Annotated in this window: 22 protein-coding genes; 15 read left to right on the top strand and 7 right to left on the bottom strand. The window is 67.7% G+C overall.

The window, feature by feature from the left end; all coding sequences use genetic code 11:
- Positions 1-252: 252 nt before the first annotated feature.
- Complete coding sequence (locus tag ACXAJT_RS02315; RefSeq protein ID WP_475232562.1) at positions 253-852, top strand: Crp/Fnr family transcriptional regulator; 600 nt, start codon at positions 253-255, stop codon at positions 850-852.
- 3 nt (positions 853-855) lie between these two features.
- On the opposite strand, the gene ACXAJT_RS02310 is transcribed toward ACXAJT_RS02315, so the two are convergent.
- The 3 genes from ACXAJT_RS02310 to ACXAJT_RS02300 all read right to left on the bottom strand — a co-directional run bounded on the left by ACXAJT_RS02310 (position 856) and on the right by ACXAJT_RS02300 (position 4085).
- Positions 856-1437 (bottom strand): retropepsin-like aspartic protease family protein, encoded by a 582-nt coding sequence (locus tag ACXAJT_RS02310; protein WP_475232560.1) that lies wholly within the window; start codon positions 1435-1437, stop codon positions 856-858.
- A gap of 99 nt (positions 1438-1536) precedes the next feature.
- Positions 1537-2160 (bottom strand): MarC family protein, encoded by a 624-nt coding sequence (locus tag ACXAJT_RS02305; RefSeq protein ID WP_475232559.1) that lies wholly within the window; start codon positions 2158-2160, stop codon positions 1537-1539.
- Between the two features lie 50 nt (positions 2161-2210).
- Positions 2211-4085, bottom strand: a complete 1875-nt coding sequence (locus tag ACXAJT_RS02300) for an ABC-F family ATP-binding cassette domain-containing protein (RefSeq protein WP_475232557.1) — start codon at positions 4083-4085, stop codon at positions 2211-2213.
- Positions 4086-4411: 326 nt separating this feature from the next.
- Between ACXAJT_RS02300 and ndk the strand changes: the two genes are divergently transcribed.
- Complete coding sequence (ndk, locus tag ACXAJT_RS02295; RefSeq protein ID WP_066106256.1) at positions 4412-4834, top strand: nucleoside-diphosphate kinase; 423 nt, start codon at positions 4412-4414, stop codon at positions 4832-4834.
- A gap of 111 nt (positions 4835-4945) precedes the next feature.
- Here the strand turns inward: ndk and ACXAJT_RS02290 are convergent, their stop codons facing one another.
- The 4 genes from ACXAJT_RS02290 to ACXAJT_RS02275 all read right to left on the bottom strand — a co-directional run bounded on the left by ACXAJT_RS02290 (position 4946) and on the right by ACXAJT_RS02275 (position 7210).
- Positions 4946-5350, bottom strand: a complete 405-nt coding sequence (locus ACXAJT_RS02290) for a DUF4112 domain-containing protein (protein ID WP_475232556.1) — start codon at positions 5348-5350, stop codon at positions 4946-4948.
- 20 nt (positions 5351-5370) lie between these two features.
- Complete coding sequence (locus ACXAJT_RS02285) at positions 5371-5550, bottom strand: YqaE/Pmp3 family membrane protein (RefSeq protein WP_475232554.1); 180 nt, start codon at positions 5548-5550, stop codon at positions 5371-5373.
- A gap of 121 nt (positions 5551-5671) precedes the next feature.
- On the bottom strand, positions 5672-6019 hold the full coding sequence (locus ACXAJT_RS02280; RefSeq protein ID WP_475232552.1) for a TfoX/Sxy family protein: 348 nt from the start codon (positions 6017-6019) through the stop codon (positions 5672-5674).
- Positions 6020-6022: 3 nt separating this feature from the next.
- Positions 6023-7210, bottom strand: a complete 1188-nt coding sequence (locus ACXAJT_RS02275; RefSeq protein ID WP_475232551.1) for a pyridoxal phosphate-dependent aminotransferase — start codon at positions 7208-7210, stop codon at positions 6023-6025.
- A 320-nt stretch (positions 7211-7530) separates the two neighbouring features.
- Here ACXAJT_RS02275 and ACXAJT_RS02270 point away from each other — a divergent pair, with 320 nt between their 5' ends.
- From ACXAJT_RS02270 to ACXAJT_RS02210, 13 genes are all read left to right on the top strand, one after another.
- Positions 7531-7872 (top strand): hypothetical protein, encoded by a 342-nt coding sequence (locus tag ACXAJT_RS02270; protein ID WP_475232549.1) that lies wholly within the window; start codon positions 7531-7533, stop codon positions 7870-7872.
- Positions 7808-9154: a DNA-packaging protein gene (locus tag ACXAJT_RS02265; protein WP_475232547.1), complete on the top strand. Its 1347-nt coding sequence runs from the start codon at positions 7808-7810 to the stop codon at positions 9152-9154. The genes ACXAJT_RS02270 and ACXAJT_RS02265 overlap by 65 nt, the downstream gene beginning before the upstream one ends.
- A 250-nt stretch (positions 9155-9404) precedes the next feature.
- Entirely contained in the window at positions 9405-10613 is a 1209-nt protein-coding gene (locus ACXAJT_RS02260) for a phage portal protein (RefSeq protein ID WP_475232545.1), read from the top strand.
- Positions 10600-10833, top strand: coding sequence for a GTA head formation protein, RCAP_rcc01685 family (locus ACXAJT_RS02255; RefSeq protein WP_475232543.1), 234 nt, complete (start codon positions 10600-10602; stop codon positions 10831-10833). The genes ACXAJT_RS02260 and ACXAJT_RS02255 overlap by 14 nt, the downstream gene beginning before the upstream one ends.
- A gap of 27 nt (positions 10834-10860) precedes the next feature.
- Positions 10861-11415, top strand: a complete 555-nt coding sequence (locus ACXAJT_RS02250; protein ID WP_475232772.1) for an HK97 family phage prohead protease — start codon at positions 10861-10863, stop codon at positions 11413-11415.
- A gap of 28 nt (positions 11416-11443) precedes the next feature.
- On the top strand, positions 11444-12628 hold the full coding sequence (locus tag ACXAJT_RS02245; RefSeq protein ID WP_475232541.1) for a phage major capsid protein: 1185 nt from the start codon (positions 11444-11446) through the stop codon (positions 12626-12628).
- A gap of 67 nt (positions 12629-12695) precedes the next feature.
- Positions 12696-13301 (top strand): head-tail connector protein, encoded by a 606-nt coding sequence (locus ACXAJT_RS02240; RefSeq protein WP_475232539.1) that lies wholly within the window; start codon positions 12696-12698, stop codon positions 13299-13301.
- Positions 13298-13636 (top strand): head-tail adaptor protein, encoded by a 339-nt coding sequence (locus tag ACXAJT_RS02235; protein WP_475232537.1) that lies wholly within the window; start codon positions 13298-13300, stop codon positions 13634-13636. The genes ACXAJT_RS02240 and ACXAJT_RS02235 overlap by 4 nt, the downstream gene beginning before the upstream one ends.
- Positions 13633-14040 (top strand): DUF3168 domain-containing protein, encoded by a 408-nt coding sequence (locus tag ACXAJT_RS02230; RefSeq protein WP_475232535.1) that lies wholly within the window; start codon positions 13633-13635, stop codon positions 14038-14040. The genes ACXAJT_RS02235 and ACXAJT_RS02230 overlap by 4 nt, the downstream gene beginning before the upstream one ends.
- Positions 14041-14066: 26 nt before the next feature.
- Positions 14067-14489, top strand: a complete 423-nt coding sequence (locus ACXAJT_RS02225) for a phage major tail protein, TP901-1 family (RefSeq protein ID WP_475232533.1) — start codon at positions 14067-14069, stop codon at positions 14487-14489.
- The gene (locus ACXAJT_RS02220; RefSeq protein WP_475232531.1) at positions 14490-14822 is read left to right on the top strand and encodes a gene transfer agent family protein; all 333 of its coding nucleotides are present in this window, start codon (positions 14490-14492) and stop codon (positions 14820-14822) included.
- A complete protein-coding gene (locus ACXAJT_RS02215; protein ID WP_475232529.1) occupies positions 14809-15021 on the top strand; it encodes a rcc01693 family protein in 213 nt (70 codons plus the stop codon). The genes ACXAJT_RS02220 and ACXAJT_RS02215 overlap by 14 nt, the downstream gene beginning before the upstream one ends.
- Positions 15005-15658: a phage tail tape measure protein gene (locus ACXAJT_RS02210; protein ID WP_475232527.1), complete on the top strand. Its 654-nt coding sequence runs from the start codon at positions 15005-15007 to the stop codon at positions 15656-15658. The genes ACXAJT_RS02215 and ACXAJT_RS02210 overlap by 17 nt, the downstream gene beginning before the upstream one ends.

Here is a 15658-nt window from a genome sequence, read left to right as displayed (position 1 = left end):
GTCATCGTCGCTGTTTCGGATGTCTTCGGGACTGTGCATTGCCAGGCGGGTTGGGACGGCTATTTACCCTACAAATATTAACGAAGACGACATACTTGATGAACGACTTTGACACACAGTTGCAGGCGTCCGCATGGAATATGCGCGTTTTAATCTTGCGTCGGTCGGTAATCCGGGTATCGAACTGATCTCATGACATCTTTGATCGATCACCAGGCTTTGCTTGGCTGTCCTCTCCTTGAAGGGCTGACTGTGGCCCAGAAGGAAGCGTTCATCGCCGAATGCACGGTGCACCGTTTTGACGCGCCGACGGACATCTTGTCGCAGGGCGAGCCAACCCCGGTTTTTTACCTGATCGGTCGCGGACGGGTCGAGGTCATCTATCTCGACAAGCATGGCAATGCCGCCGTGGTGCATGTGGCCGATCCCGGCGAGGTTCTGGGCGAGGTCGAGGGGCTGTCGGGAACGCGCTGCGCGTCGACCTGCCGCACGCTGCCCGATACGATCGTGCTGTCAGCCACCGACGAGCTGCTGTTCAAACACATGCCGCCGCGGCTGATCGTGCGCAACACCGCCGCCATCCTGCAAAGCCGCCTGACGCGCGACAACGAACTGCGCGCCATTGCGCAGTTCTTCTCGGTCGAAGAGCGCCTTTGCATCTACCTGCACCAGTTCACCACCGAAACCCACCGCGAGGCGCGGCTCAGCCAGTCTTACCTCGCCTCGATGGTGGGCTGCTCGCGGCAGACGATCAACAAGCTGCTGGGCGATCTGCGGCGCGAGGGCATCATCGAACTGCGGCGCGGCGCAATCATCGTGCTGGATCGCGCGCGGCTGAAGATCGAGGTCTGAGCCTCAGCGTTCGAGGATCATCTTGCCGCCCGAGATTTCCAGCCGGTCGAAGCGCTGCAGGTAGCTCATCCCGAGCAGCGAATTGTCCATCTCGCCGCCGTTCACATAGGCGGGCAGGTTGCTGTCGGCGATCTGTCCCAGCGTGACACGGTCCAGACGCACCGGGGCGGTCTCGACTGCGCCGTTCGCGGTCCGGGCGCGGGAATGAAAGAGCAACGTCTCCGGATCGAGCCCGGCGCGCGCCGCGTCGCGGCGGGTGAGCACCACGCCGCTGGCGCCGGTGTCGACGACGAAGCGCACCGGCGCGTCGTTCACCTGTAGCGTCAGGTAATAGTGCCCATCAGGTGCGCGCGGCAGTTCGATGCGGCCACTCTCGGCAAACACCGATTGCTGCGGCATCACCGTCTGACGGATATCGCCCCAAAGGCCGACCGCTGCCAGAACCGCGATGAAGATCAGGCCCCAGGCGGCCAGTTGCTGCAGCTTCTGTCCGATGCGGCCGCGGTGCTGCACGAACATCCAAAACACCAGCGCCGCCAGCAGCAGGCCGAGATATCCCAGACGTCCGATTTCAAAGTCCGACACGGCGCGCTCCTTCCGACACCCTCTCAATGTAAGGGGTCTGTTGCCCGCTTGCGAGTCCTGCGTCTCGCCATGGTGCTTGCGGCGCGGACGGATCGGCGGTCAGAAAACGCCGGACCAGTCGATCCCGCGGATGCCGTCGATGACGAATTGCACCGAAAGCGCCGCCAGAAGCATGCCGAAGAGCCGGGTGATCACCACGATCCCGACATGGCCGAGCGCCCGTTCCATCGGGCCCGCCACCAGAAAACAGCCCAGTACCATCAGCAGCACGATGCCCAGAACGCCCAGCACCATGGCCGTCTCAAGCGCCCCGTGCGACTGGCCCATCAGCAGGATGATCGAGGCGATCGCCCCGGGGCCCGAGATCAGCGGGATGGCGATGGGAAAGATCGACGGGTCGGGCATCACCTCGTCCTCGACCTTGTCCTCGCGGCGCTTGGTGCGCCGTTCGAACAGCATGTCGAGCGCGGTGAGAAACAGCAGCAGCCCGCCGGAGATGCGGAAGGCGGGCATGGAGATGCCGATGAATCCCAGCACCGCCTCGCCGAAGAAGGCGAACAGCATCAGGATGATCAGCGCGGTCACGCAGGCCCTTATGCCCACCGCGCGACGGTGTGCGGCATCGGCGCCTTGGGTCAACGCGATGAACACCGGGGTCAGCCCGATCGGGTCGATCACCACGAAGAGCGTGGCAAAAGCGCTGATGAGAAAGGCCAGATCCATGCTAAAGGGCTAGGCGCTCGGCGCGCGGCTGTCCAGAAAAAGCGCGCCGGTCAGCTCGCTTCCGCGGTCTCCAGCTTCTCCATCGCCGCCTCCCACAGCGCCTCAGCGCGGTGCAGACCGTCCATCACCTCGGCGTATTTGCGGTTCCAGGTCTCCAGCTCGCCAGCGCGCTCGGTTTCGTAGAGCGCCGGGTCGGCCAGCTTCTTGGCCAGCTTTTCGCGCATCTCTTCGATCTTCGCCACGCGCGCCTCGCATTTGCGGGCCTCCGAACGCAGCGCCTGCATCTCGTCGCGACCGGGCCGCTTGGGCTTGGCGGCGGCGGCCTTCTCGGCAGCCTTGGCTGCCTTTGCGGGCTTCTCCGGCTTGTCCTGCGTCAGCAGCATCTTGCGGTAGGCCTCGAGGTCTTCCTCGTAGGGCTTCACCGTGCCGTCCTTCACCAGCCACAGCCGGTCGGCGACCAGCCCCAGAAGGTGCATGTCGTGGCTCACAAGGATCACCGCGCCGGAATAGGCGGTCAGCGCCTCGACCAGCGCCTCGCGGCTTTCGATGTCGAGGTGGTTGGTCGGCTCGTCGAGGATCAGCATATGCGGCGCATCCAGCGTTGCCAGCAGCAGCGACAGACGTGCCTTCTGGCCGCCCGACAGCCGCCCCACTTCCGTCTCTGCTTGATCCGCGCCAAGCCCGAAACCGGCCAGTTGTGCGCGCAGCTTCGGCGGCGCGGTGTCGGGGCGCTCGCGCTGCAGGTGCTGCAGCGGCGTCTCGTCGAGGTGCAGCTCGTCCACCTGGTGCTGGGCGAAATAGCCGATGCGCAGCTTGGAGCTTGCGGTCATCTTGCCGCCCATCAACTCGAGCCGGCTGGCAAACAGTTTCGACAGGGTCGATTTGCCCTGACCGTTGCGCCCCAGCAGGGCGATGCGGTCGTCCTGATCGATGCGCAGCGACAGTTTGCGCAGCACCACATGCTCGCCATAGCCGGTGGAGGCATCCTCCAGCGCCAGAATCGGCGGCGACAGCTCGTCGGGCTGCGGAAAGGTGAAGACGCGCTTGGCCATGTCTTCGGGCGCGGTGATCCGCTCCATCTTCTCCAGCTGCTTGACGCGGGCCTGTGCCTGCCGGGCCTTCGACGCCTTGGCGCGGAAGCGGTCGACGAATTTCTGCAGGTGCGCGCGGCGCTCGTCCTGCTTCTTGGCCTGCGCCGCCTGCACCGCGCGGCGCTCGGCGCGGGTGCGGGCGAACGTGTCGTAATTGCCCTGATAGAGCACCAGCTTGCGCTCTTCGAGATGCAGGATGGCGCCGACCGCGCGGTTCAGCAGGCCGCGGTCGTGAGAGATCACGATCACCGTGTGCGGGTAGCTCTGCAGGTAGCTTTCCAGCCACAGCGCGCCCTCGAGATCGAGGTAGTTGGTGGGCTCGTCGAGCAGCAGCAGGTCGGGCTCGGCAAACAGCACGCCGGCCAGCGCCACCCGCATCCGCCAGCCGCCGGAGAAATCCGAGCAGGGGCGCTGCTGCGCCGCCTCGTCAAAGCCAAGGCCCTTGAGGATGGTGGCGGCCCGCGCCTCGGCCGACCACGCGTCAATGTCGGCCAGCCGGGTCTGCACTTCGGCGATGCGATGCGCGTCGGTGGCGGTCTCGGCCTCGGCCATCAGCGCGGCGCGCTCGAGGTCGTTGGCCAGAACCGTCTCGATCAGCGAGACATCCGAGGCCGGCGCCTCTTGCGCCACGCCGCCGATCTTGGCGCGGGCGGGCAGTTCGATCTCGCCGCCGTCGAGCGTCAGCTCGCCGCGGATCAGGCGAAAGAGCGTGGTCTTGCCAGCGCCATTGGGGCCGACGAGGCCAACCTTGTGGCCAGCGGGAATCACGGCAGAGGCTTCCTCGAGCAGAGGGCGGCCTTCGACGGAATAGGAGATGTCTCGAATACTCAGCATGAGGCTGCCCATAGCAGAGGCCGCGGGCGGGCAACATCCCCCTTTGCGCGCATAGCGCCATTGTTCGGGCGACGCGCCGGACGGTGCCGCCGCGCCGTGCGTATTTGACAAAGAGAAGAAGACGGAGGCGTCTAGCCTTCTTCTCTTCAAAAAATACGCCGGGGTGAATTGGCCGCAGGCCAAGAGGGGCAGCGCCCCTTTTTCGCCTAGCAATGAGGCATCGCCGGGCAGCAGGGTCTTCCCAATTCCTCAACCCCATGGTAACGCCCTGCGCAGAGAATACTGGCCGGGCCGTCGCCCGGCCTTGCGATATTGGAGAGACCAAAATGGCCGTCGAACGCACCCTGTCGATCATCAAGCCCGACGCAACCCGCCGCAACCTGACCGGCAAGATCAACGCCAAGTTCGAAGAAGCTGGCCTGCGCATCGTCGCGCAGAAGCGCATCCAGCTGACCCCGGCGCAGGCCGGCGAGTTCTACAAGGTGCACGCAGAGCGCCCGTTCTACGGCGAACTGTGCGAGTTCATGGCGTCCGAGCCGGTTGTCGTGCAGGTGCTGGAAGGTGAAGGCGCAATCGCCAAGAACCGCGAAGTGATGGGCGCCACCAACCCGGCCGACGCCGCAGAGGGCACCATCCGCGCAGAATTCGCCGAGTCGGTCGGCGAGAACTCGGTGCACGGCTCCGACGCGCCGGAAACCGCCGCGGAAGAGATCGCCTACTTCTTCTCGGGCCTCGAGCTCGTCGGCTGAGCCTCGCGCTCACCTTGAGAACGAAGAAAGGGCGCCCCGTAGGGCGCCCTTTGCTATTTGGGCGGCGACTCTGCATTGGTCGGCGACAGCCTCGCGCCGCGGTGACGTCGATCAAGCGGCAGTATAGGCGGGCCTTGCGGGCCCACGTCCCGGCGCGGCGGCACGGCCCTGCGCCCATTCGCGCAGCAGCATGGCATTGCGCGTATTGGCGCGGTAGCCGATGTCGAGGATGTCACCCACAAGCGGCAGCAGGCCGATCACCCAGTCGACGGCGATATTGCCGCCCATCTGCGCGAGCAGCGGCGCCGGGGCGCCCATGTCGCGGGCCTCTTTGACGATCCAGACGGCGGGCGCGAGAGCGAGCGTGTCCCCAACACCGGGCACGAGGCCCAGCACCACGTCCCAGCCGAAGCGGATCGAGGTGAAGGGAATGCGGTAGGCCCGGTCCATGCGCCGTGCCCAGCGGTCGATGCGGTCCAGCCGCTCGAGATCAGGCTGTGGAATGCGCGTACTCATGGCTCAAGCCTCCCGTTTGCTTACACGTGCTGTTGCTTGGGGCCGGTGCGCGCGATGATCCAGATGGCGTGCACGATGCCGGGGATATAGCCGAGGATGGTCAGCAGGATGTTGATCCAGAAATGCTTGCCGAGGCCCACCTGCAGGAAAACGCCAAGCGGGGGAAGAAGGATCGAAAGAATAATGCGGATCAGGTCCATGTCGGTCTCCGATGCGGTTGCGTTCGTCGTTGCAGACCAAACACATGGAGGTGGCGGCAGGTTCCTTGGAGGTGGGCGGCATGCACCTCAACGCGTTGTTTTGTTTGGGGAGTTTGAGGCCTTAGCGCTTTGCCCTGGCGGGGTCTACAACGCCGATCTCGTCGAGGATCGCCTCGATCCCGGCCAGCGGCGCGGGATCTGATCGCGCTGCCACCAGCGCGTCGAACCGCGTCCGCAGCTCTTCCTTTTCCTTGCCGCGGCAGTCGTTCCAAGGGCGCCCTTGCAGCGCCATATGCAGCACGTAGTAGCCGATGAAATGCGGCCGGGTGCCATGTGCGAGCAGCCGCGCGTAGGCGGCATCCGCGCCGATCTCGCGCAGCGTCTCGGCATCGGGGATACCGGCGTCATTGCAGGCCTGCTGTATGGCCGGGCCAAGGTTGCGGATGCTGGAGATCGGCGTGCCCGACATGAATCAGGCCGCCTTGGCGAGACTGGCAGCGAAGCCTGCAAGGGTCGAGAGCGCCTCGGAAAAGCGCGCGTCCGGCACGGTGAGCGCGACACGGATGAAACCGCCCGCCGAGGGACCGAAACTCTCGCCCGGCATCACCGCGATGCGGTGGGCATCGAGCAGCGCATCGGCAAAGGCGATGCCCGACAGCCCGGTGGCGCGCACATCGAGAAACAGGTACATGGCCCCGCCGGACGGCACCAGCCCGACGGTGTTCTGGCCCGCGAGGATGCGCTGCGCCAGCGCGCGGCGGCGGCGGAAAGACTCTGCGACGCGCGGCTCAAGCGTGGCATCAGCGGTGAGCGCATAGAGCGCGGCGTCCTGAATGTAGCCGGGGACGCCGTAGGTGGTGTTGGTGGCCAGATCGATGAGCGCCGAGATCGCCTCTTGCGGCGCGATCAGCCAGCCGATGCGGCTTCCGGTCATGGCATGGCTCTTCGACAGCGAGCCGATCACCATGGTGCGCTCGGCCATGCCGGGCAGGGCGCGGGGGCTGAGATGCGCGCCTTGCCAAATCTGCGAGTCATAGACCTCGTCGGAGATCACCCAGAGGTCTTCCTCGCGCGCCACCTTAGCGATGCCGTCGAGCGTGTCGCGCGGGTAGACCGCGCCGGTGGGGTTGTTCGGAGTGTTGACCAGAAGCGAGCTGGCCCCCGAAGCCTGAGCGGCATGGCGCAGATCGGCCTCGGCGGGAAAGAAGCTGTGCTCGGGGCGGGTCTCGACGCTGTGCGGGATGGCGCCGGCGGCGCGGATCGTGCCGGGATAGGTGACGTAGTGCGGCTCGATCATCAGCGCGGTCCCGCCCGGCGTGCAGGCGGCCATGTGCGCGGCGAAGAGCGCCGATTGCCCGCCGGGGGTGACCAGCACGTTGTCGCGCGTTGTCGGCACGCCGCTGCGTGCTGCAACCCGTGCGGCGATGGCGTCGCGCAGCGCGGGCGTGCCGGGTACCACCGCATACCCCGTGTGCCCGGCGCTGGCCGCGCGGTGCATTTCGGCGAGGATCGCCGGATCGGTACGGGTGTCGGGCTCGCCGATGGTCAGTTCGGTCACCGGCTCTCCGGCAGCCACCATGGCGCGGGCCTTGTAGAAGATCTCCCAGCCATCGCCACCGCCGGCGTTGAGCGAGGTGATGCGGCTGGCAAGACGTGGCATGGGCGGCTCCGGGAGGGGTTGGTGATGACTTTGTGCCAGAGCCGCATGGCACCGGCAAGGGCGCTTCTGGCGAGGCGCTGCGGACGCTGCGGTATGCGGTTACTATTATTTATTAACAGCCACATAAGGATTCTCCGCGCGGCCCGGTAATTTGACTTCGCGTCCGCTCCGGCGTAGGGTTTCAGACATGCTGGACGAATTGAGCAGGCGGCCCCGGGGGTGATCCCGGCGGCCGTTTTTTCGTTTGGCGGGCCTGCATCAGAAAAAAACCAAGGCAGGCCGCGCAGAGGCACTTCCACAGGCAAGAAAGGTATCGAGCCATGGTTCTCATCCATCTCGACGAGGAACTGACCCGTCTTGAAGAAGAGCGGGAGATGATCGCCGACATGCTGCGGCATCTGGGCGCCGACATGCGGCGCCTGCGCGGGCAGTACGAGGCGAGCGGCACGTTGGACAAACCCGAGACCAGCAAGGCGGTGGCGGACCTGCGCTACTGGCTCAAGGTCGCGCATGAAACGGAGGCACTGATCAGCAATGTCAAACGCAAGCAAAAGGGAATTGCCGGGGACTGGGCGCTCGATCTCGAGCGGGCAAGGCTTGAGGTCGGGTGCCGCATGGCTCGCCTCCGCCGGTGCTGCGGCGCAGGAGCGCTTTCTGAATGAGATGACCGAAGGGGAGCGCCTGGCGCTCCCCTTTCTGTTCGAGTTCTGGGCGATGGAACACCAGCTGGCGCCCGAGGGCGACTGGCGGTCTTGGGTCATCCTGGGCGGGCGCGGCGCGGGCAAGACCCGTGCCGGAGCCGAATGGGTGCGGTCGATGGTCGAGGGCGCGTTGCCGCTGTCGCCGGGGCGCTGCATGCGGGTCGCGCTGGTCGGGGAAACGCTGGATCAGGCGCGCGAGGTGATGGTGTTCGGCGACAGCGGGCTCCTCGCCTGCTCGCCGCCGGACAGGCGCCCGGACTGGAGCGCCACGCGGCGCTGTCTCACATGGCCCAATGGCGCCGAGGCGATGGTGTTCTCGGCGCATGATCCCGAGGCGCTGCGCGGCCCGCAATTCGATGCCGCCTGGGCGGACGAACTGGCCAAATGGCGCAAGGCACGCGAGACGTGGGACATGTTGCAGTTCGCGCTGCGCCTCGGAGACCAGCCGCGGGCTTGCGTCACCACGACGCCGCGCAACGTGGCGGTGCTCAGGGACCTGCTGGACCTGCCGAGCACCGTGGTGACGCGGGCGCCGACCGAGGCCAACCGCGCCAACCTCGCGGCGTCGTTCCTCGATGAGGTGCGGGCGCGCTACGGGGCGACGCGGCTGGCGCGGCAGGAGCTTGACGGCGAGATGGTCGTTGATGTGGACGGCACGCTGTGGACGCAGGACATGTTGGACCGTGCGCGGCTGTGCGAGGTGCCCGGGTGTTTTGAGCGGATCGTCGTGGCGGTGGACCCGCCCGCCGGGGACGGTCAGGCGGCTGACGCCTGCGGGATCGTGGTGTGCGGTGTGGTGTGCGACGGGCCGCCGCAGGCGTGGCGCGCCTATGTCCTCGAAGATGCCTCGGTGCAGGGGCTGGGCCCGGTGGGCTGGGCCCGTGCCGCGGTGGAGGCGCTCGAGAGGTGGCAGGGCGACCGGATCGTGGCCGAGGTCAATCAGGGCGGCGCGATGGTCGAGGCGGTGCTGCGGCAGGTGGCGCCGAACGTGCCGCTGCGCAGGGTTTCGGCGACCCGTGGCAAGGCGCTGCGGGCCGAGCCCGTGGCGGCGCTTTACGAGCAGGGAAGGATCGGCCACGCGCGGCGCTTCGACGCGCTCGAAGAGCAGATGGGCCTGATGACCGTCTCGGGCTTTGCCGGGCAGGGCTCTCCCGACCGGGTGGATGCGCTGGTCTGGGCCCTGACCGACCTGGTGACTGGCCCCGCGGAAAGTTGGCGGCGGCCACGTATGCGCGTGCTGTAACGGAAGGCTGCGTGCCGCAGGCCTACCTTGGTGCGCAGCAATCCCGCCGCTGCGCTTCTTCTCTTTCCAAATACGCATGGCGCCAAGCTTGGGGCCGCGCTGCCACCGCAGCAGAGCGCCACGGCGGGCGCTGTTGCACAGGCAGCGCGCGCCGCGGGAGGCGATGGTTAACGCTTTGTCCGTAGCTTTGTCTTCAACACGGCACCGGGGCCATGCGGGCCTCGGGCCGGGGACCAGCAAGGAGCGTGCAATGGTGTTCGATTTTCTGCGGCGGGCGCGAGCGGGTGACACGATGCCTGAGACCAAGGCCTCGGCCGCCGGACGCCTTGTGGCCCTGCAGCCGGTCGGGCGCGTGGCCTGGTCGCCGCGGGATGCGGGATCGCTGACGCGGCAGGGCTTTGCGGGCAACCCGGTTGGCTTTCGGGCGGTGAAGCTGATCACCGAGGCGGCGTCGGCGCTGCCGTTGGTTCTGCAGGACAGCGAGATGCGCTACACCGCGCATCCCCTCCTGAAAAGGCTCGGCGCGCCGAACCCGGTGCAAGGGCGCGCCGAACTGCTCGAAGCGCTCTATGGCCAGCTGCTGCTGTCCGGTGATGGCTATGTCGAGGCGGTGGGAATGGGGTCTGGGCTGCCGGACGAGCTGCACGTGCTGCGCTCGGACCGGATGCGGCTGGTGCCCGGCGAAGATGGCTGGCCGGTGGCCTATGAGTATCAGGTGGACGGGCGGCGGCACCGCTTCGACGTTGCGGGTACGCCGAGCCCGATCTGCCATGTGAAGAACTTCCACCCTCAGGACGATCACTATGGGCTGTCCCCGCTGCAACCGGCGGCGCAGGCGGTGGACGTGCACAACAGCGCCTCGCGCTGGTCCAAGGGGCTGCTGGACAATGCCGCCCGGCCTTCGGGGGCCATCGTTTGGACCGGCTCTGACGGTCAGGGCACGCTGGCGCAGGACCAATACGAGCGTCTGGTGTCCGAGATGGAGGCGAACCATCAGGGGGCGCGCAACGCTGGGCGTCCGATGCTGCTGGAAGGCGGGCTTGACTGGAAGCCCATGGGGTTCTCGCCCTCGGATATGGAGTTCCGCCAGACCAAGGAGGCCGCCGCGCGCGAGATTGCCGTCGCCTTCGGGGTGCCGCCGATGCTGCTGGGCATTCCCGGCGACGCCACCTACGCCAATTACCAAGAGGCCAACCGCGCCTTCTACCGGCTGACCGTGCTGCCGCTGGCGCAAAGGGTAAGCGCGGCGCTGGGCAGGTGGCTTGCTGGCTTCATCGGCGAAGAAATCGAACTGATGCCCGATCTTGATCAGGTGCCCGCGCTGTCTGCCGAGCGCGAGAGCCATTGGCGCCGGGTGTCCGAGGCAGCCTTTCTCACGCTGCCGGAAAAGCGCCGCATGCTGGGGCTGCCGCCGCTGCCAGAGGAGAGCCCCGCGCCGGAGGACGATGGCGGTGCGTGACCGCGATCTTGCCTATGAGCCCTTCGCCTGCGCCCCGGCCTTGAAGCTCGAGGCGCATGAGCGGGTGAGCAAGCTGCAGATCGAGGCGCTGGAAGGGCGGCTTGCCCGGCTGGAACTGCTGCTGGAGCGGCTGGAGAAGCGGCTTTGGCTGGCGGTCTACGGTGTGGCAGCGGGGCTGCTGGCGCAGGCGCTGCAAGGCTTTGTCACGATGGCCCCCTGAGGAAGGAACATGGAAGGGATGCTGGCGATGCGACTGGAGCACAAGTTCTGCCCGCTGGGGACAGAGATCACCGCGCAGGTTACGCAGGCCGATGGGACACGGATCGCGGGCTATGCTTCGCTGTTTGGTTCTCGCGATCAGGGCGGCGATATCGTCATGCCCGGCGCCTATGACGCCTCGCTACAGCGGTTGAAGGCCGAGGGGCGCGCGGTGCGCATGCTCTGGCAGCACGACCCGGCCCAGCCCATCGGCATCTGGGACGAGGTGCGCGAGGACGCACGCGGTCTGCATGTGAAGGGGCGTCTGCTTGAGACGGTTGCCAAGGGGCGCGAGGCGGCTGCGCTGATCACCGCTGGCGCCATTGACGGGCTGTCCATCGGCTATCGCACGGTCACGGCGGTGGAGGATCACGGGGGGCGCAGGCTCCTCAAGGAACTGGAGCTTTGGGAGGTGTCGCTTGTCACCTTCCCGATGCTGCCCAGTGCGCGGGTGGCGGCCAAGGGGGAGCCTCCCGAGGGTGACACTCTGCGCGAACTGGCGTTGGCCATCGAGGCCGCGCGTCACGATCTGGCGTGCCGCTGACGCGCGCCATCAACAGGGGACAGAGCACATGAGCACAACCGAGAGCCATTCTCGGACCGGGGAAGATCTGTCCCCGGTCGCCCGAGTGAGCGCCGCGATGTCGGGGCTGACTGCGGATATCAGGGCCATGCAGGCCGATCTCCACGCGAAACTGGACAAACACGAAGAGCGACTGACCATGCTGGACACCAAGACCTCTCATGCCGCAGCGCGCCCGGCGCTGGCCACCACCGCGGCGCTGGAGTTGCCGCATCGCAAGGCCTTCAACGCCTACCTGCGCACCGGGGATGACGACGGGCTGCGCGGGCTGGTGCTGGAGGGCAAGGCACTGTCCACCGCTGTGGCGGCCGATGGCGGCTATCTGGTTGATCCGGTGACATCCGAGACGGTGCGGGGCGTGCTTGAAGGCGCGGCGTCGATCCGTGCGATTGCGTCGGTGGTAAGCGTCGAGGCCGCGTCTTTCGACGTGCTTGTCGATCAGGGCGACACCGGCGCGGGCTGGGCCGATGAGCTTTCGGAAAGCTCCGAGAGCGAGACGCCGACCATCGACCGCATCCAGATCAAGCTGCATGAACTGTCGGCCATGCCCAAGGCCTCGCAGCGGCTGCTGGACGATGCCGCCTTCGACCTTGAGGCTTGGCTGGCCGGGCGGATTGCCGACAAGTTCTCGCGCGCCGAGGCGGCGGCGTTCGTCTCGGGCGACGGTGTCGACAAGCCCATGGGCATCCTGTCGCACGACATGGTCGACAATGAGATCTGGGAATGGGGCAATCTGGGCTATGTGCCGTCGGACGACCCGTCAGGCATCGGGGATGGCGATACGATCATTGATCTCGTCTACGCGCTGGGCGCGGAATACCGCGCCAAGGCGAGCTTCGTGATGAACTCCAAGACCGCGGGCGCGCTGCGCAAGCTCAAGGACGCGGACGGGCGGCACCTGTGGAGCGACGGGCTTTCGGCCGGCCAGCCGGCGCGTCTGCTGGGCTACCCGGTGCTGATCGCCGAAGACATGCCCGACATCGCGGCCGACGCCTATCCGATCGCTTTCGGAGACTTCGCCGCGGGCTACACGATTGCCGAACGCCCCGATCTGCGGGTGCTGCGCGATCCGTTCAGCGCCAAGCCACATGTGCTGTTCTACGCCACCAAGCGTGTCGGCGGCGACGTGAGCGATTTCGCCGCGATCAAGCTGCTGCGCTGCGCCACCAGCTGAATGTGACAGGCCATGGCGGCGCGGGCGCGTCGCCATGGCTGGCAGCGGCGAGAAGCGGAGAGGTCAGATGATGGTGATCGAAGAGACGCAGGTGACCGACGAGGTGCTGCCGGTCGAGGCGCTGACGGCGCAGTTGCGCATGGGCAGCGGCTTTGACGAGGCCGACCTGCAGACGCCGGTGCTGCAGGCCTTCCTGCGGGCGGCGCTGGCGGCGATCGAGGCGCGTACCGGCAAGGCGCTGCTGGCCCGGAGCTTTCTGTGGACGGTGCACGGCTGGCGTGATGCGCTGGGCGAAGCGTTCCCGCTGGCGCCGGTGCAGGCGGTGTCGGAACTGGCGCTGGTCGATCGTTACGGCGTGGCGCAGGTGGTGGCCCCCGATCGCTACCGGCTGGAGGTGGACAGCCTCGCCCCGCGGCTGCGCCCACAGGGCGCGGCCTTGCCGGAACCGCCCGCGGGCGGGGCAGCAGAAGTGCGGTTCACCGCAGGCTACGCCGCCAGTTTCGACGCGCTTCCCCCCGATCTTGCGCAGGCGGTGCTGCTGCTGGCGGCGCATTACTACGAATACCGCGATGAAACCGCGCTGAGCCAAGGCTGCATGCCGTTTGGCGTGACGTCGCTGATCGCGCGCTACCGGCCGTTGCGGCTGGGCTTCGGCAGCGGGGCATCGGCATGAGGGCGGTGCGGCTTTCGCAGCGGCTCGTGCTGGAAGCGCCGGTGCGCGCGCCTGACGGGATGGGCGGGTTCACGCAAGGCTGGCAGGCGCTTGGTACCCTCTGGGCCGATCTGCAGCCGCGCACCGGGCGCGAGGTGCAGGGCGAGGCCGGGCCGCTGGCGCGGGGACGCTTTCGGATCACCGTGCGCGCCGCGCCCGAGGGCGCATCGCGCCGTCCGGTACCGGGCCAGCGCTTTCGCCGGGGCGGGCGGGTGTTCGACATCCAGGCGGTGACCGAGCGCGACGGCGCGGGGCTCTACCTGGTGTGCGACGCGCAAGAGGAGGTGGCCGCATGAGCTATGCGATGACCGGGGCGCTGCAGACGGCGGTGTTCGCCGCGCTTCAGGGCGATGCCGCGCTGACCAGCTTGGTGGGCGGCGGCATCTATGACGCGCTGCCCGCGGGCAACCTGCCGCCGCTCTACGTGACGCTGGGCGCCGAGGCGGCGCGCGATGCCTCCGACGTGAGCGGATCCGGCGCGTGGCACGATCTGACCGTTGCGGTGGTGACCGAAGCGGCGGGTTTCGCGGTGGCCAAGGCGGTGGCGGCGGCGGTGTCGGACGCGCTGCACGAGGCCGATCTGACACTGGCCCGCGGGCGGCTGATCAGCTTGCGCTTCCGCCGCGCCCGCGCGCGCCGAGAGACCGGCGGGTTGCGCCGCATCGAGATGACCTTCCGCGCCCGCGTCGAAGACGCGTGAGCGCGCCAAACCAAGGAGTTGCGACAATGGCTGCCCAGAACGGCAAAGACCTTCTGATCAAGCTCGACCTGACCGGCGACGGCCAGTTCGAGACCATGGCGGGGCTGCGCGCCACGCGGGTGAGCTTCAACGCCGAAAGCGTCGATGTGACCTCGCTGGAAAGCGCCGGGGGCTGGCGCGAACTGCTCGCCGGGGCCGGGGTGAAATCGGCCAATCTGTCGGGCTCGGGGGTCTTCAAGGACGCCAGCACGGATGAGCGGGCGCGGCAGATCTTCTTTGACGGCGAGACGCCGGATTTTCAGGTGATCATCCCCAGTTTCGGCACCATCGCCGGCCCCTTTCAGCTGACCTCGATCGACTACGCGGGCAACCACGACGGCGAGGCGACCTTCGAGATCGCGCTGGCCTCGGCCGGGGCGATCAGCTTCATGCCCGCGGTGGAGGCGTAAATGGCCAACCCGTGGCGCGGTGAGGTGGCGTTGGATCTGGATGGCGAGCGGCGGGTGATGCGGCTGACGCTGGGCGCGCTGGCCGAGCTTGAGGCGATGCTCGAGCAGGGCACTCTGGTCGATCTGGTGCGCCGCTTCGAGGCGGGCGATTGCTCGACCCGCGACGTGTTGGCGCTGATCGTGGCCGGGCTGCGCGGCGGCGGTTGGACGGGCACCGCGCAGGATCTGGTGCGCGCCGAAATCGGCGGCGGCCCGCTGGTGGCGGCGCGGGCGGCGGCGGAGCTTCTGGCGCGCGCCTTCGCCTTGCCCGGAGGTGACGATGAGCGGCTTTGACTGGCCGGCGCTGCTGCGCGCGGGCCTGCGCGGGCTGGGCCTGCGCCCGGCGGAATTCTGGGCGCTGACCCCGGCGGAACTGCGGCTGATGCTGGGCGAGGCACAAGGACCGCGCCCCATGGCCCGGGCGCGGCTCGACGAATTGATCGCGGCCTTTCCGGACGCGCAAGAGGGAGATGGCGATGACCGACAGCGATGATCTTGATCGGGCGCTTGACGGGCTGGAGAGCAGCTTGGGCGGGGCCAGTGCGATGGCGGCTGGGTTCGACGCCGAGCTCAAGCGCATCCATCAGACGTTTTCCGCCACGGGCCGCAGCGCCGCGAAGCTGGAAGGCACGCTGAGCCGGTCGTTGGCGCGGGCGTTCGATGGTGTGGTGTTCGGCGGCCGCAGCGCCTCGGACGCGCTCGAGCAGGTGGCGCGCAGCGTGCGTGACAGTGCCTACCGCGCGGCGGTGCGGCCGGTGACCGATCATCTGGGCGGTGCGCTGTCTGCGGGGCTGACGCAACTCCTCGGTGCGTTTTCCCCCTTCGCGCGGGGCGGTGCCTTCACCGATGGCCGGGTCACGCCGTTCGCGCAAGGCGGCGTGGTCAGCGGGCCGGTGCGCTTTCCCATGCGCGGCGGCACCGGTCTGATGGGCGAGGCCGGGCCAGAGGCGATCCTGCCGCTGTCGCGCGGGGCGGATGGCCGGCTTGGCGTGCGCAGCGAGGGCGGCGGCCAGCCGGTCTCTGTGGTGATCAACATCCAGACGCCGGACGTACAGGGCTTTCAGCGCAGCCGTGCGCAGATCGCCGCGCAGATGAGCCGCGTGCTGGGTCAGGGCGCGCGCAACCGCTGA

Source organism: Salipiger sp. ABF4_146 (assembly GCF_056161345.1).
The sequence above is the reverse complement of the archived record's forward strand: the minus strand, read 5'-3'. Positions and strand labels throughout refer to the sequence as shown.

Coding starts and splice junctions, on each gene's coding strand:
- ACXAJT_RS02210 (WP_475232527.1), top strand. CDS start 15,005: ATGACCGACAGCGATGATCTTGATCGGGCGCTTGACGGGCTGGAGAGC.
- ACXAJT_RS02220 (WP_475232531.1), top strand. CDS start 14,490: ATGGCCAACCCGTGGCGCGGTGAGGTGGCGTTGGATCTGGATGGCGAG.
- ndk (WP_066106256.1), top strand. CDS start 4,412: ATGGCCGTCGAACGCACCCTGTCGATCATCAAGCCCGACGCAACCCGC.
- ACXAJT_RS02240 (WP_475232539.1), top strand. CDS start 12,696: ATGATGGTGATCGAAGAGACGCAGGTGACCGACGAGGTGCTGCCGGTC.
- ACXAJT_RS02275 (WP_475232551.1), bottom strand. CDS start 7,210: ATGCCACGTCTTGCCAGCCGCATCACCTCGCTCAACGCCGGCGGTGGC.
- ACXAJT_RS02250 (WP_475232772.1), top strand. CDS start 10,861: ATGCGACTGGAGCACAAGTTCTGCCCGCTGGGGACAGAGATCACCGCG.
- ACXAJT_RS02300 (WP_475232557.1), bottom strand. CDS start 4,085: ATGCTGAGTATTCGAGACATCTCCTATTCCGTCGAAGGCCGCCCTCTG.
- ACXAJT_RS02280 (WP_475232552.1), bottom strand. CDS start 6,019: ATGTCGGGCACGCCGATCTCCAGCATCCGCAACCTTGGCCCGGCCATA.
- ACXAJT_RS02245 (WP_475232541.1), top strand. CDS start 11,444: ATGAGCACAACCGAGAGCCATTCTCGGACCGGGGAAGATCTGTCCCCG.
- ACXAJT_RS02215 (WP_475232529.1), top strand. CDS start 14,809: ATGAGCGGCTTTGACTGGCCGGCGCTGCTGCGCGCGGGCCTGCGCGGG.
- ACXAJT_RS02255 (WP_475232543.1), top strand. CDS start 10,600: ATGGCGGTGCGTGACCGCGATCTTGCCTATGAGCCCTTCGCCTGCGCC.
- ACXAJT_RS02235 (WP_475232537.1), top strand. CDS start 13,298: ATGAGGGCGGTGCGGCTTTCGCAGCGGCTCGTGCTGGAAGCGCCGGTG.
- ACXAJT_RS02230 (WP_475232535.1), top strand. CDS start 13,633: ATGAGCTATGCGATGACCGGGGCGCTGCAGACGGCGGTGTTCGCCGCG.
- ACXAJT_RS02260 (WP_475232545.1), top strand. CDS start 9,405: ATGGTGTTCGATTTTCTGCGGCGGGCGCGAGCGGGTGACACGATGCCT.
- ACXAJT_RS02270 (WP_475232549.1), top strand. CDS start 7,531: ATGGTTCTCATCCATCTCGACGAGGAACTGACCCGTCTTGAAGAAGAG.
- ACXAJT_RS02305 (WP_475232559.1), bottom strand. CDS start 2,160: ATGGATCTGGCCTTTCTCATCAGCGCTTTTGCCACGCTCTTCGTGGTG.
- ACXAJT_RS02290 (WP_475232556.1), bottom strand. CDS start 5,350: ATGAGTACGCGCATTCCACAGCCTGATCTCGAGCGGCTGGACCGCATC.
- ACXAJT_RS02225 (WP_475232533.1), top strand. CDS start 14,067: ATGGCTGCCCAGAACGGCAAAGACCTTCTGATCAAGCTCGACCTGACC.
- ACXAJT_RS02285 (WP_475232554.1), bottom strand. CDS start 5,550: ATGGACCTGATCCGCATTATTCTTTCGATCCTTCTTCCCCCGCTTGGC.